The organism is Streptomyces alanosinicus (genome assembly GCF_014650595.1).
GTDB lineage: Bacteria > Actinomycetota > Actinomycetes > Streptomycetales > Streptomycetaceae > Streptomyces > Streptomyces alanosinicus.
The window spans coordinates 1-12,419 of sequence record NZ_BMVG01000052.1 but is presented as its reverse complement, the minus strand read 5'-3'; the positions used below and the strand labels follow the sequence as shown (position 1 = coordinate 12,419).

The window sequence follows — 12,419 nt, the reverse complement described above, 5'->3', positions numbered from 1 at the left end:
CGGCTTGTCTCATTCATGGGACACAGCATCGTGTCTCACGATCTTGGCCCTTCGGGCACGGCCGCAACGGTGGAGAACGGTCGGAGCCCCTGGGCTGTTGAGCGAGGTGGTTGAAGTCTCGGCTCGTCAGCCCGGGGGCTCCGTTGGTTCCGTATCCTGCCGCGATCGGCCTGCCGTATGCGCTCGTGCAAGCGGCAGGCCGAGCGCCGTTTCACCTTGGCGCTGGCCCGGGGCGAAGCTGTGATCGGTGTCGGTCTGGAGATGGGGCTAGAGGCTCGTCTCTTCGATGTCGTCCAGGGCGGACTTCAATCCGTTCGACCCGTCCGGTTGCCGGATGGGCGTGTCCAGGACCGAGTCGCGGCTGGCGAGTGATGCTGTCTGGTACGAGCTGTTGCTTGAGTCGATCGACGCCGCCCAGTGGTGGGAGTTCCAGGCGGCCGACGCCGACTTGTCTTTGAGGCCGAGGCGTCCGGTGGGATCGGTGCGGTTGATGGGGTCGCCGTGGCAGTAGGCGTAGGGGTTGATGCCGCCCGTGCCGAAGGGGCTCAGGCTGTCGGGGGCAGTGAACCGCATCAGGCCCGGGTGATAGAGGCGGTAGCCATTCCCCAGGTGATAGCAGCCGGTTGCCAGGTTGGTGTGTTGACCGGTGAAGCCCAGGACGCTGTCAGCCGTGGCGCCCGGGCGGTAGCCGTAGGCGGTGTAGGCGTAGTCCTCGTGCCTCGTGGGCGTGCCGGCCATCAGCACGGTCTGCTGGCCGTCGATCCCCAGCAGCCGGGTTTCGCTCTGCTGGCCATCGCTGTGCTGGGCCACGCATGTCTGGCCGAACCGCAGCAGGCGGGTGTGCTGGTCGCCGATGGCCACCGATGCGAGCGTGTCGGCCCGGTAGGACAGCACGTGGGTAGTGCCATCGGTGGCGACCTGGCTCAGCAGCCGGTTCAGCGGGTCGTATCCGTAACTGGTGACCGAGCCGACCGACTGCAGCCGGCCCAGGTCGTCGTAGGCGAGGGTGTTCCCGGCTTCGTCGGTGCTCAACCGTCCGGCCGCGTCGTGGCGCAGGTCGGTCGAGGACGGGTAGCCGGGGTGGGTGTGTGTGATGCCGGTCAGCTGGCAGGGGTCGGAGCCGTTGGCGAAGTGGTAGGTCGCTGTGTCGGACGTCTGGTCGGAGAAGTCGGTCTGGCAGCTGGTGACGTTGCCGTAGTCGTCGTAGGCGAAGGTCTGGCTTGCGATCACGTTGTTGTACTCATCGCGCGGGAGCGATTCTCCCGTGCAGGCATACCCTGTCAGCTGGTTTCGACTGTTGTAGGTGAACGACTCCTCACGCAGCATCGTGCTACCGATGCTCAACGTCCGTGCGCTGAGCAGATCGTTGGCCTGCCAGGTCTGGGTGAGCGTCCAGGAGTCGCCTTGGCTGTCGACGATGGTGCGCGTGATCTCACGGCCGACGTCGTCCCGGGTCAGCGTCGTGGTCAGGGTGTATTGCGACGCCAGGTCTTGGGCCTGCCACCCGCTCAGGCGAGAGGCGTCGTCGTAGTTCACGGTGACCTGCATGTCTGGGTCGGCCACCGCCGAGATCCGGCCCCAGCTGTCGCGGGTGATCGTCTCGAGGGCACCGTCGGCCCCGGTATAGGTGTGGGCGAGACCGTTGACGGTGTAGGACGAGGTCGTGGTGGTCTGGGGCTGTCCGGTGATCGTGGTGGTTTCGGTTTCGGGCAGGCCCGAGGGGTAGTAGGTGTAGCCGAGCGTGGTGGCGCCTTCGGTCGCTGCGGTGAGGGCACCGGTGGTTTTGTCACGGGTGAACGTTTGGCTGAGCGTGCCGGCCTGTACCGAGGAGACGGCGTTGTCGAGTTGCGGAATGTATGTGTAGGTGTAGATCTTGTTGTCGGATCCGGTGACCGATGCGGGACGGGGATCTGTGTCGCTGGCGTAGGTGTAGGACCAGCTGCGTCCGCCTGAGGCGGTGGCCGTCATCCGGCCCAGCCCGTCAAAGTCCTGGGTACCGTAGGCGGCATCGTTCACGGCAAGCTGGGTGAGCAGCGCCCCGCGAGGACCAGCGGCGGTAGACGGTGTGCTTGCCGACGCCGGCTCTGGCCGCGACCGCCTCGATGCTGAGGTTCGCGTAGCCGACCTCCAGGGCCACGTCGAGCGTGGCCCTCATGATCGCTTCAGCTCGGTTGTCGGCACGGCTGGCACGGCGATCGGTCATGCCACCACTCTAACGGCACGACACGTGCCGTATTGACAGCGCGTGGCTCTGATGATCAAACTCATTACCGGCACGGACCGTGCCGTGCCGTGCCGGACTTGGTTCAGCCATCGAAAGACAGCCATCGAAAGACTGTGGGGGAAGCGGCCAGTGACGGACGCCGATGTGATCGTGGTGGGAGCCGGCCCGACCGGCCTGATGCTGGCCGGTGAACTGCGCCTGGCCGGTGTGCGCCCGCTGGTCCTGGAGCGGCAGCCGCGGCGCCGGGACACACCCAAGGCCGGTGGCCTGGGCGGGCAGATCCTTCAACTACTGGGCTACCGAGGCTTGTTGGAACGCTTCGAGGCAGCCTGCGCCGACCCCGTCCCGGCTCCCCGGTTCCCCTTCGGCGGTGTGCATCTGGACTTCACCCAGCTGACAGACTCCCCGATGCACGCCCTGCCGCTCCCGCAACCGCAGCTTGAGCGCCTGCTCGACGACCGGGCCTGCGAACTCGGTGTCGACATCCGCCGCGGACACGAGGCGACCGGGGTCAGCCAGGACGACGCCGCGGTGATCGTGGACGTGCGCGGCCCGGACGGGCCGCACCGGCTGACCGCCCGCTACCTGGTGGGGTGCGACGGAGCACGCAGCCGGGTGCGTGACTGGGCCGGTATTCCGTTCCCCGGCACCGCCTACCCGGAGGTCAATCGACTGGCCCAGGTCACCTTGCCCGATCCGGTGACCGTGCTCGCCGACGGCGGTCTCACCGTCCCCGGCTTCGGCACGATCCGCGCGGGTTTCACCCGGACCGACCGAGGTCTGTTCGCGGTCGGCGCGTCGCCCGCCTCCAAGGTCGTCTCCCTCTACACCATCGAAGACGAGACCACCGAGTACGACGACGACGCACCGATGACCGTGCCCGAACTCCAGGACAGCGTGCGCCGGGTGCTCGGCGCGGACCTGCCCGTGGGAGAACCTCTTCGGCTGTCGCGGTTCACGTTCAAGGCCCGGCAGGCCGAGCGCTATCGCGACGGGCGGATCCTGCTGGCCGGTGACGCGGCGCATCTGTTCCCCGCCACCGGTGTGGCGCTCAATGCCGACATGCTGGACGCGGTCAACCTGGCCTGGAAGCTGGCCGCCGACGTCCACGGCTGGGCACCGGCCGGCCTGCTCGACACGTACCACGACGAACGCCACCTCGCGGCTGCCCGCACCATGCTGCACACCCAAGCCCAGGTGGCACTGCGGCGCGCGCACGACCCGGCCGCCGAGGCGCTCCGCGCACTCTTCCAGGAACTGCTCGTCGACGAGCAGCCGTTGCGCCGCATGGGAGCGGCCCTCTCCGGCGCCGACATCCGCTACCCGATGCCCGGCCCCGACCACCACGCATTGGCCGGCACCTTCGCACCCGACCTCACCCTGCACACCGACCAGGGCACAACCAGCGTCGCCGGACTCCTGCGCACAGCCCGGCCCGTACTCCTCGACCTCGCCGACCGCCCGGACCTCCGCCAGGCCGCCCAGGACTGGCGGCAACGCGTCGAGGTCCACACCGCCAAGACCGACGACCGACCGGCCGACGCCCTCCTGATCCGTCCGGACGGCCACATCGCCTGGGCCGCGGCCATCGACGAACCGGCCGCCGGCGCCGCACCCGCGCTGCGCGAAGCGCTCTCCGACTGGTTCGGCGCTCCCTGACAACAACAACGCCGATCACCGATGCCCGACGGCGCGGACGGGGCGTCCACCCGATCATGCGGATGACTGCGACATCCGCCGCCAGGTACTGAGGCCCTCCAGGCCCGCAGACATCCCTTCAGGAAGGAAGCAATCCGTGACATCGCCTGTTCCTGCCGACCCGACCGTGGTGCACCCGATGCCCGAGCAGCCGCGGGTCGTGCTGCTCAAGCCGCTGATCACCTCGCCGCTGATCGAGGTCGGAGAGTTCTCCTACTACGACGATCCCGATGACCCGACCGCGTTCGAAACCCGCAACGTGCTGTACCACTCCGGGCCGGAAAAGCTGGTCATCGGCAAGTTCTGCGCGCTGGGCGAGGGCGTGCGGTTCATCATGAACGGCGCCAACCACCGCATGGACGGCCCCTCGACATTCCCCTTCCCCATCATGGGCGGTTCCTGGTCCGAGCACTTCGACCTCATCACCGGCCTGGCCGGACGCGGCGACACCGTAGTGGGCCACGACGTCTGGTTCGGCTACCGGTCCACGGTGATGCCCGGCGTCCGCGTCGGCCACGGAGCGATCATCGCCTCCGGATCCGTCGTCGTCGACGACGTCCCCGACTACGGCATCGTCGGCGGCAACCCGGCCCGCCTCATCCGCCGCCGCTACAGCGACACCGACATCGACCGCCTGCTCGCGCTGGCCTGGTGGAACTGGCCGCTCCAGCACATCACCGAACACCTCCGCACGATCATGTCCGGCAGCATCGACGACCTGGAGAACGCGACGCCCCCGCTTCGGTGAACCACCCACGTTCGAGAGAGCCGGACCCAGGCCCGCGACTGCTGCCGATGCGCGGTGGCTTTCAGGCATGGGTGATGACCTGAGCAGCACGAGTGGCTCCCCAGCCCCTCACCGCAACGCGGTAACCGCACGGATCCCGGGAGCACCGACCGCCATCCGGCTCCCGTTCCAACCGGCCTACGTCCCGCTCCCCTTTCAGACTCAGATGTACAGACTTCGGAATCGAGTCGTCAGCATGCCTGCTTCGCCCCACCACAACCCGTTCGCCGACTGGCTGCGCGCCCACGCCGTCCCCCTCACCCACCTCGACCCTGAGGCGCCGCTCGATGACCTTGAGCCGCTCCGCGCCGTCATCGGCGACGCCCGTGTCGTCGCGATCGGCGAAAACTCCCACTTCATCGACGAGTTCGCCCTCATGCGCGAGCGCATCCTCCGCTTCCTGGCCGAACGCTGCGGCTTCAACGTCCTGGCCTTCGAGTACGGCTTCAGCGAAGGCATTCCCCTCGACGGCTGGGCCCAAGGAGAGGGCACGGACGACGACTTGTCGGCCCACCTCGCCGCAGCGATCCCCGTGGGAGTCGACGCGCCGCTGCGCTGGATGCGCCGGCACAACGGCACAGCCTCATCCCCGGTGCGCTTCGCCGGCATCGACATCCCGGCGGCCGGCGGCTCCTTGCTTCCCGCCCTGGCCCCGGTCGCCGACTACCTGCGCCAGATCGACTCCGAAACCCTGCCGATGGTCCAGACGGCGATGCGGATCGCCGAAACGTTCGCCGGTGGCTCCGGAGCCGTCGCCGCGCCCGCGTGGGCACGCCTGGCCACCGCCGAACAGGACACGCTCAGCGCGGTCCTGGCGCGCCTGGTCATCCGGTTCCGCTCCGTCGAGCCGCTGTACGTCTCCCGCGGCGACCAGCGGAGCTACGACGTCGCCCTGCGCTGCCTCGAAGGCGCCTGCCACGCCGACTACACCTTCCGCGCCATGGCCGACCTCTTCGCCGGAAAGGGGCTGGCCGCCGACACCTCGTCCCGGGACGTCTACATGGCCGGGTCGGTCCTGTGGCACCTGGAGCACTTCGAACCGGGAACCCGCATCGTGCTGGCCGCCCACAACGCCCACATCCAGAAAACGCCCATCTCCTTCAGCGGCCACCTCACCGGGCTCCCCATGGGACAACACCTGCACCGCGCGCTCGGCGACGACTACTTCGCCCTCGGCCTGACGAGCACCACCGGACACACCGCGGAGATGCCCCGCGACGAGAACACACCCTTCGGCTTCACCGTCGACGCCACCGCACTGGAACCGCCCGAGCCGGGAAGCATCGAGGCCGCCTTCGCCGACGCCGAACTCGGCCTCAGCATCGCCGACCTCCGCCAGGCACACTCGGACGCCCATGACAACGCCGGCCACGCCCCGGGCCCCGACCGCATCCGCATACAGAGCGCCTACCTGCACACCCCGATCCTAGAAGCGTTCGACGCCATCCTCCACACCCCGACCTCCACCGTGGCCGACAACCTCAAGGGCCTGTGAGGCAGGCCCTGCCTGCCTCACAGGTTCCTACTGTTGGTGCCACCTGTCGTACTGGTCGGAGGGATCGCAGGGCGTTGTCTGTACGACGGTGCCGTTGCGCACGCTGGGTGTCGACAGGCACAACCCGTTCGACACGCTCTGCCACACGTCGTACCAGCCTGACGGCGGCCCGTTGGGGTTGTCCGCGAAGTAGACGCGCCACTGCTGGGCGGGGTCGGCCGCGTCGCAGAACGCCACCCTGGCCGTGATCGAACCCGAGGCCGGCGCGGTGATGCACCATCCCGTGCGCTGGTTGGTGAAGGGGCCGTGCGACAGGGGTTCCGACGACACTCCGGGTGTGGTTCTCAGGTGGGCGGAAGCCTGGCCTGCCTCGGCTACCGCAGCGTGAGGCGGCCCTGGAAGTTCTCCGGGACCGGGGCGAAGCGGAGGGCCATCGTGACGGCTTCCGGGTCGGAGACCGTCAGGCGGTAACGCGTGCACAACAGGTGGCACAGCGCCATGAGTTGAACGGTCGCGATGTCGGCGCCGATGCACTTCTTGGGCGCCCAGCCGAACGGCACGTAGCAGGTGCGGTCCGCCGGGCCGTGCGGCGCGCCGGGCAGGAAGCGATCGGGGTCGAAGACGTCGGGCTGCTTCCAGACCCGCTCGTCGCGGTGGATCATGTGCGGGCTCAGCAGGTACCACTGGCCCGCCTCCAGGCGGTCCTGCCGAGGTCGAAGGCGTACTTGGACCGCCGTACAAGGAGCAGCGGCGGGCTCCACATGCGCAGCACCTCCTTGACGAACCGGTGCGTCACCGGCGCTGCCCGCGTCGGCGCCGTGCGGAAGGCGGCCGGTTCCACGCCCGCCAGTTCGGCGGTCAGCCGCTGCTGCCACTCGGGGTTGCGGACGAACTCGTACAACAGGCTCACCGCGGCCGTCCCCGGCGGACCGGCGATGGCGGTGAGGACGGCGGTCACCACGTCGAGCGCACGGTCCATGCCGAGGTCGGGCAGCAGGTCGACGAACGGGTCGGCCAGGTCCGGCTCGCGAGTCCGCTTGCCTCGGGCGCGCTCACGCAGGACCCGGCGCACGACCAGACCTGAGCGCACTTGAACGGCGTTGAAGCGAAGGAGATGCCCTGTCCCGCCCGGCTCGGGCGAGACCAGGCGCAGCAGTTTCATGTGCAGGTCCAGGACCACGAGGTCCGCCTCGCGGGCGGTGAGGCCCGCGAGCGCGAGGGGCAGCAGGGACCGTACGGCCATGTCCTGGGTATGCATCACCAGGTCCGTGTCCTCGTCGAGTCGTGCGTCGATGATCCGTTGCATGCGCTCGATCAGGCGGCCGTGGTGCTCCTCGGTGGCGAGCGCATGGAGTTGGGTGAGCCAGACGGATCGGATCCGGCTCCAGCGGACCGGGGTGCTGGTGCGCTTGCGTACGACGTCGAGGAGACGGTCGTGCATGACGAACCGGTGCCAGTTCGTGGCGCTGACCCGGCGGGCCGCCTCCGGCTCGAAGACGGCGAGGCGTTCGTCGTCGATCCAGAAGACGCCGTCCTCCTCGGCACTGCGCATCCGCATGAGGCGGAGGAAGTCGTCGGGGTGCTGCGGGGTGGTCATCGTGAGCGTTCCCCTCGTGGGGCGCGGGGGGCCGACCGGGCGTCGGCTCCCCGCGCCGGGCCGGTCAGATGTGGTGGTACAGGTACCAGAAGTACTCGTACAGGCGTCGGATGTTGAGGGCCGACATGGTCTGGCGATACAGCGCGCGCATGGAGGTTCACCTCCTTCAGGGGCGATCGGCGCGGGCGCTCAGCACCGCGGTGAAACGCGGCGGAGCGAGCGAGGGGCCCACGTGGGGACCGTCGCCGACAGGGGCGACCGAGAGGTGCCAGTCGCGGGTGATGACGTGGACGAGGTCTTCTAATTAGAGGCCGCAAACGCCCGCATTCGGCGTCTCACCGAGAAGACAGCAACCTTGCGAACAACATGCCCAGGTGCTCGGCGAACATGGCGCCGCCACGACTCGCACAGGCTCGCCCCAGCGGGCGCGAGCAATCCCAGGTCGGTAACGATCGACCCGTGCTGAAAGGACCAGCCGTGTCCTCATCCGCGACGTCACGGACAACCACCGCGAAGCAAACACACAGGTCAACAGCCTGCCGAGCCAGCGAACTCAAGATAGTGCAGGAGCAGGCTGGCCACGATCATGCGTCCACCACCTCCATCTACACCTGCGTGTCTTCCGACTTCCGCACCCGCACCCTGCGGCGGGCCCTGGACGCCACGGTCGAGGCCGCGCTCAAGCCCGCGAGGAGGGCCTGATGAAACGCCAGGTCAGCTACCAGTGGCGGCTGCGCGAGCGGATGGCCGCCGCCGGGGTGTTCACAACCAGCGAGCTCGCCCCGCCGCTCGCCGAGCGGGGCATCAACCTCTCGCTCTCCCAGGTCCACCGCCTGGTCACCGGCACTCCCGAGCGGCTGTCCCTGCCGGTGCTGGCCGCCCTCTGCGACATCTTCGACTGCACCCCGGCCGATCTGATCGCCACCAGGGCGGAGAACACCGCCATCCGCAAGGTCGCCACCGGCGACGCGGTCGTCGATCTCTCGGCTGTCCGGCCCAAGCGCGCCCGCATCCGGCCTGAAGGATGAGCCGCACCCGCGTCCGCACCGAGGACCTGTTCTGCGCACGATGCCGACGGGCGGTGCAACTGAAGGCAAACCACTGGCCGGAGGGCTACCTCTGCGGACGTTGCTTCGGCCAGGCCCTGGAGACCTACGGGACTTGCGCTGGCTGCGGCGTCGATCGGCTGACCCCGGGGATTGCTGCCGACGGCGGCAAGCTCTGCACCGACTGCGCCGGTGGCCTCGGTGACTTCACCTGCGAACGGTGCGGCCAGGAAGCGCGGCGCTACCGCCGCGGAGTCTGCGGCCGATGCGTCCTGGCCGAGCGCCTCCACGAACTACTCGACGACGGTTCCGGCAGCATCCGGCCCGAGCTTCTTCCGTTGTTCGACATGCTCCGGCAGGTGAGTCGCCCTTGGGGCGGGATCACCTGGGCCAAACTGCCTCATGTTCAGCGAAATCTGCTGGCCCTGGCCCGCGGCCACGTTCCGCTCACCCATGAGGGGCTGAGCCAACTCATGCCCTGGCGATCAGTCGCCTACTTGCGCGATCTCCTCATGCAGAGCGGCGTCTTGCCGCCGGCCGACCGGCACTTGCTGCTGTTCCAACGGTGTCGCGCCGAGAAACTATCGACCGTCAGCGATCCCGAGCACCGCAAGCTGTTGGAGCTCTTCGCCGCCTGGCACATCGAACGACGTCTCCGCGCCCTGGCCGGCCGTGGCCCGCTCACCGGCAGCCAGACCCAGCAGGCCCGCAACGAGATCCACCTTGCAATCGCCTTCCTCGACCACCTCGCTCAGCGTGGACGGGCCCTCGCCGACTGCACCCAGGCCGATGCCGATACCTGGTACGCAGGCGGCTACACCGCCCGACGCCTCACCCACGCCTTCCTCCGCTGAGCCATGCGGTCCAATCACATGCCCGCCGTCACCATCCCGCACCGCTCGACAGACAATCCCGCGCCGATCACCCAGCACCAGCGGCTCGCGCTACTGCGACAGCTCGTCAACCGCGACGACGTCCCGCTCCAGGACCGCGTGGCAGCCGTCCTTGTTCTTCTCTACGCACAGCCGCTGACGCGGATCACCAGGCTCATCACCGACGACATCCAGCACGAGGACGGCAAAGTCCTCGTCCGGCTCGGCGACCCGCCGTCGCCCGTCCCGGCCCCGTCGGACGGAATGCTGCTGGACTACCTGGGGCAGCGGCCGAACACCAAGACCGCGACCAACCCCGATGCCCGATGGCTCTTCCCCGGCCGCCGGGCCGGACAACCCATGACCCCGGAAGCTCTGGCACCCCGGCTCCGCCACCTAGGTTTCCCGACCCGGCCAGGACGCACAGCGGCAATCCGCCAACTCGTCCTCCAGGCCCCGGCCCCAGTGATCGCCCGGATGCTCGGCTACAACGACGACCACACCACCCGGATCGCCGAAGCGGCCGGAGGAACCTGGCGTCACTATGCCCCCGGCGACCACTCATGTTGACCACGAACCGTCAGAAGCTGAGGAATACGCGGCTCCCGATTACGCGAGGTCGCCAGTGAACCCCAGAAACCTGGGGTTCAGGCGTGGACCAGTTCCAGTGCCTGCTTCAGGTTGTGCTCGGCGATGCCTGCCATGAACGCTCGGTCGTGGAATTCCCCATCGAGCAGCCGCAGTGGACCCGCCGTCAGCGAGAGCCGCTGTGCGAGCATGTAGAGAGCGAGCCGACCCTCGTCCAAGCCGCCCACCCTCAACGGCTGGTAGGCGTCGTGCAGTCGGATTTGTAGAAACACGTGCTCCCACTCGACGTCGAAGTACATCGATCCCTCGATGTCGATCGCCACGGGGTTCCCGTCCGCGCCCACCAGAACATGGTCGGGTCCCAGTTCGCCGTGCACGACTGCGTACTCCGCGCGTGGTCGCACCGCCGCCGCCAAGCCCAGCAGCCGCTCCTCCAGCCGGTCCCGGGCGGCCGCGATCCGCGGATCGCGCGAAGCTGCCTCGGCAAGGTCCCGCAGCGCACGGTCGAGAACCACCCCCTCGCACGACGTACCGCGCGATGTTCCTCCTCCGTCGACCACGGCCACCTTGCCGTACGCCGGTGCCCGGTGCCCCCGCATCGCCCCCAGTGACTCCGCGAGTCGGTCCATGACCGGAGCAGCCGCGCCCGGCGAGCGCGCGAGCAACTCCTCCAGGTTCTCCCCCTGAAGGTCCTCGACGATCGCAAGGTCGGCCGGGCAGTGAGCGCCGTCACGGTCGACGAGACGGATCGCCGGAACGCGGACGCCGAGCGCGTCCAGCCTCGCGTGTGCGGCCTGGAACAGATCGAGCCCGAGGCCGGGCGAGAACGGGTCAGTGAGGTCGTCGTCTCCCTCGGCCGTCGGCCAGTAGTTCTCGGCGTCGTCCCATAGGTAGGCGATCGCCGTCGTCGCGTCGTCCATCACCAGGCGGTACACGCCCTTCTTACTGCCGCCCGCGACCCGCTCGACTGCCTCCAGCCGCCGCCGACCGCCCAGCGCGGCCTGCGCCGCACCCGCCAACTGCTCCCGTGTCGCCGACCTGGGTGTCAAGTTCCGAACCGCCTCTCCGCCATGACAACCCGCGAACCCTACGGGAGCATCGACGTGGGGACGATTGGTTTTCTCTGGATCTGAGCACTCGCCGGCCCGAGATCACTGACAGTGACCGCCTCGCACGGCTCCGTAGGAAACTGGCGACAGTGGAATACGCGAGGTCGCCAGTGCGAGTTCGGCCGAGGTGAGGTCGAGCAGCCACTCGGAGCTGAAAGACGCGTCACTCCACGCCTTGCCCCAGGCGGCCTTCTGGTCGAGATACGCGCGGTACTGGGCGACGCGGGTGTCGAAGATGCCGCGGGTCACCGCGCCGACTGCAGCGGCCCCCTCGGGCGTGTCCGCAAAGTCCGAGTCACGGAAGCCCCAGCCCTCCTCAGACGCCACCTTCCACCACCGCTCGCGGCCGTCAACCCCCTGCCCGCTCGCCTGGTCACGAAGCCGTGCTCGGCCAGCTTGCGCAGGTGGTAACTGACCAGCGACGGCGTCCCGTCGACATGCTCGGCGAGCTGAGAGGCCGTCGCAGTGCCCGCGGCGTAGAGCAGCCGGTAGAGCTGCATCCGTAGCGGGTTCATGAACGCCCTCAACCGTGACAGCTCGGTGATCTGCTCAGGCTCGTGCTTCGGTCGCATGCCGCCACCGCAGATGTGAAGCGAAAACTTCGCAATAATGCCCTCAGGTTCTCGCTCGGCGAGAAGGGTCGGCTTCACAGAGGTCCGTGGCGGCCATTGCGCTACGCGCGTTCCGGCCGATCCGCCACCCCGCCGCAGCCCCCGTCAGAGCGAGACATCTATTGCCCCCAGCGGTTGATCACCCGCAGAATTCCACACTCGCCAAATACTGTCCCTCTACCAGTTGAACGTGATTCGATCGGGTTCTCCCGGCAGATGTCAGGGGAGGGTTGTTTCTGAGACGAAGCGCTCTACTTCTTTGGCGCGGCGATCCATCTGCGCGGTGATCTGCTCGGCCACGTGGCTGACCACTTTGGCTACCTCATCGGGGTCTAGTGTCCCGTGATCCGGTTCGTGTCAGTTCGCATTGTTGTTGACGAGTTTCTTCACGT

Annotated in this window: 14 protein-coding genes and 1 pseudogene; 7 read left to right on the top strand and 8 right to left on the bottom strand. The window is 68.4% G+C overall.

Features of this window, described 5'->3' with window-relative positions; genetic code table 11:
* Positions 1-267 precede the first annotated feature (267 nt).
* Together IE277_RS42085 and IE277_RS49920 are read right to left on the bottom strand one after the other, a co-directional pair.
* Complete coding sequence (locus IE277_RS42085; protein WP_189958989.1) at positions 268-2,016, bottom strand: RHS repeat-associated core domain-containing protein; 1,749 nt, start codon at positions 2,014-2,016, stop codon at positions 268-270.
* Positions 1,982-2,203, bottom strand: coding sequence for a helix-turn-helix domain-containing protein (locus IE277_RS49920; RefSeq protein WP_189958988.1), 222 nt, complete (start codon positions 2,201-2,203; stop codon positions 1,982-1,984). Before IE277_RS49920 ends, IE277_RS42085 begins: the two co-directional genes overlap by 35 nt.
* Positions 2,204-2,353: 150 nt before the next feature.
* Between IE277_RS49920 and IE277_RS42075 the strand changes: the two genes are divergently transcribed.
* The 3 genes from IE277_RS42075 to IE277_RS42065 all read left to right on the top strand — a co-directional run bounded on the left by IE277_RS42075 (position 2,354) and on the right by IE277_RS42065 (position 6,204).
* Positions 2,354-3,883 carry an FAD-dependent monooxygenase gene (locus IE277_RS42075; protein WP_229882423.1) on the top strand — a complete coding sequence of 510 codons (1,530 nt, stop codon included), beginning with the start codon at positions 2,354-2,356 and terminating at the stop codon, positions 3,881-3,883.
* A 178-nt stretch (positions 3,884-4,061) separates the two neighbouring features.
* Positions 4,062-4,670 (top strand): CatB-related O-acetyltransferase, encoded by a 609-nt coding sequence (locus tag IE277_RS42070; protein ID WP_189959014.1) that lies wholly within the window; start codon positions 4,062-4,064, stop codon positions 4,668-4,670.
* A 235-nt stretch (positions 4,671-4,905) separates the two neighbouring features.
* Positions 4,906-6,204 carry an erythromycin esterase family protein gene (locus IE277_RS42065; RefSeq protein ID WP_189958986.1) on the top strand — a complete coding sequence of 433 codons (1,299 nt, stop codon included), beginning with the start codon at positions 4,906-4,908 and terminating at the stop codon, positions 6,202-6,204.
* Between the two features lie 27 nt (positions 6,205-6,231).
* Here IE277_RS42065 and IE277_RS42060 read toward each other — a convergent pair whose 3' ends face one another.
* From IE277_RS42060 to IE277_RS50285, 4 genes are all read right to left on the bottom strand, one after another.
* Positions 6,232-6,534 (bottom strand): RICIN domain-containing protein, encoded by a 303-nt coding sequence (locus IE277_RS42060; RefSeq protein WP_229882422.1) that lies wholly within the window; start codon positions 6,532-6,534, stop codon positions 6,232-6,234.
* 44 nt (positions 6,535-6,578) lie between these two features.
* Positions 6,579-6,866: a cytochrome P450 gene (locus tag IE277_RS48330; protein ID WP_229882421.1), complete on the bottom strand. Its 288-nt coding sequence runs from the start codon at positions 6,864-6,866 to the stop codon at positions 6,579-6,581.
* Positions 6,867-6,874: 8 nt separating this feature from the next.
* Positions 6,875-7,801 (bottom strand): cytochrome P450 family protein, encoded by a 927-nt coding sequence (locus IE277_RS42055; RefSeq protein WP_229882420.1) that lies wholly within the window; start codon positions 7,799-7,801, stop codon positions 6,875-6,877.
* A 64-nt stretch (positions 7,802-7,865) separates the two neighbouring features.
* Positions 7,866-7,952: a hyalucidin A family RiPP precursor gene (locus IE277_RS50285; RefSeq protein WP_506005353.1), complete on the bottom strand. Its 87-nt coding sequence runs from the start codon at positions 7,950-7,952 to the stop codon at positions 7,866-7,868.
* A 410-nt stretch (positions 7,953-8,362) separates the two neighbouring features.
* On the opposite strand from IE277_RS50285, the gene IE277_RS42050 reads away from it, so the two are divergent.
* From IE277_RS42050 to IE277_RS48320, 4 genes are read left to right on the top strand one after another with little or no spacing between them, the layout of a single operon-like run.
* Positions 8,363-8,503, top strand: a complete 141-nt coding sequence (locus IE277_RS42050; protein WP_229882419.1) for a hypothetical protein — start codon at positions 8,363-8,365, stop codon at positions 8,501-8,503.
* Positions 8,503-8,829 carry a helix-turn-helix domain-containing protein gene (locus IE277_RS42045; protein WP_189958985.1) on the top strand — a complete coding sequence of 109 codons (327 nt, stop codon included), beginning with the start codon at positions 8,503-8,505 and terminating at the stop codon, positions 8,827-8,829. Before IE277_RS42050 ends, IE277_RS42045 begins: the two co-directional genes overlap by 1 nt.
* A complete protein-coding gene (locus IE277_RS48325; RefSeq protein WP_229882418.1) occupies positions 8,826-9,701 on the top strand; it encodes a hypothetical protein in 876 nt (291 codons plus the stop codon). Before IE277_RS42045 ends, IE277_RS48325 begins: the two co-directional genes overlap by 4 nt.
* Before the next feature lie 18 nt (positions 9,702-9,719).
* Entirely contained in the window at positions 9,720-10,289 is a 570-nt protein-coding gene (locus IE277_RS48320; RefSeq protein WP_229882417.1) for a site-specific integrase, read from the top strand.
* A gap of 77 nt (positions 10,290-10,366) precedes the next feature.
* Here the strand turns inward: IE277_RS48320 and IE277_RS42035 are convergent, their stop codons facing one another.
* Positions 10,367-11,242, bottom strand: coding sequence for a phosphotransferase family protein (locus tag IE277_RS42035; protein ID WP_229882433.1), 876 nt, complete (start codon positions 11,240-11,242; stop codon positions 10,367-10,369).
* A gap of 285 nt (positions 11,243-11,527) precedes the next feature.
* Positions 11,528-11,988, bottom strand: a pseudogene (locus IE277_RS42030) (helix-turn-helix domain-containing protein); the annotation flags it as partial.
* Positions 11,989-12,419 lie beyond the last annotated feature (431 nt).

Excerpts from the sequence above, each read along its gene's own strand:
- IE277_RS42055 (WP_229882420.1), bottom strand. The coding sequence starts at position 7,801 with ATGACCACCCCGCAGCACCCCGACGACTTCCTCCGCCTCATGCGGATG.
- IE277_RS42045 (WP_189958985.1), top strand. The coding sequence starts at position 8,503 with ATGAAACGCCAGGTCAGCTACCAGTGGCGGCTGCGCGAGCGGATGGCC.
- IE277_RS48325 (WP_229882418.1), top strand. The coding sequence starts at position 8,826 with ATGAGCCGCACCCGCGTCCGCACCGAGGACCTGTTCTGCGCACGATGC.
- IE277_RS50285 (WP_506005353.1), bottom strand. The coding sequence starts at position 7,952 with ATGCGCGCGCTGTATCGCCAGACCATGTCGGCCCTCAACATCCGACGC.
- IE277_RS42065 (WP_189958986.1), top strand. The coding sequence starts at position 4,906 with ATGCCTGCTTCGCCCCACCACAACCCGTTCGCCGACTGGCTGCGCGCC.
- IE277_RS48330 (WP_229882421.1), bottom strand. The coding sequence starts at position 6,866 with ATGATCCACCGCGACGAGCGGGTCTGGAAGCAGCCCGACGTCTTCGAC.
- IE277_RS48320 (WP_229882417.1), top strand. The coding sequence starts at position 9,720 with ATGCCCGCCGTCACCATCCCGCACCGCTCGACAGACAATCCCGCGCCG.
- IE277_RS42070 (WP_189959014.1), top strand. The coding sequence starts at position 4,062 with ATGCCCGAGCAGCCGCGGGTCGTGCTGCTCAAGCCGCTGATCACCTCG.
- IE277_RS49920 (WP_189958988.1), bottom strand. The coding sequence starts at position 2,203 with ATGACCGATCGCCGTGCCAGCCGTGCCGACAACCGAGCTGAAGCGATC.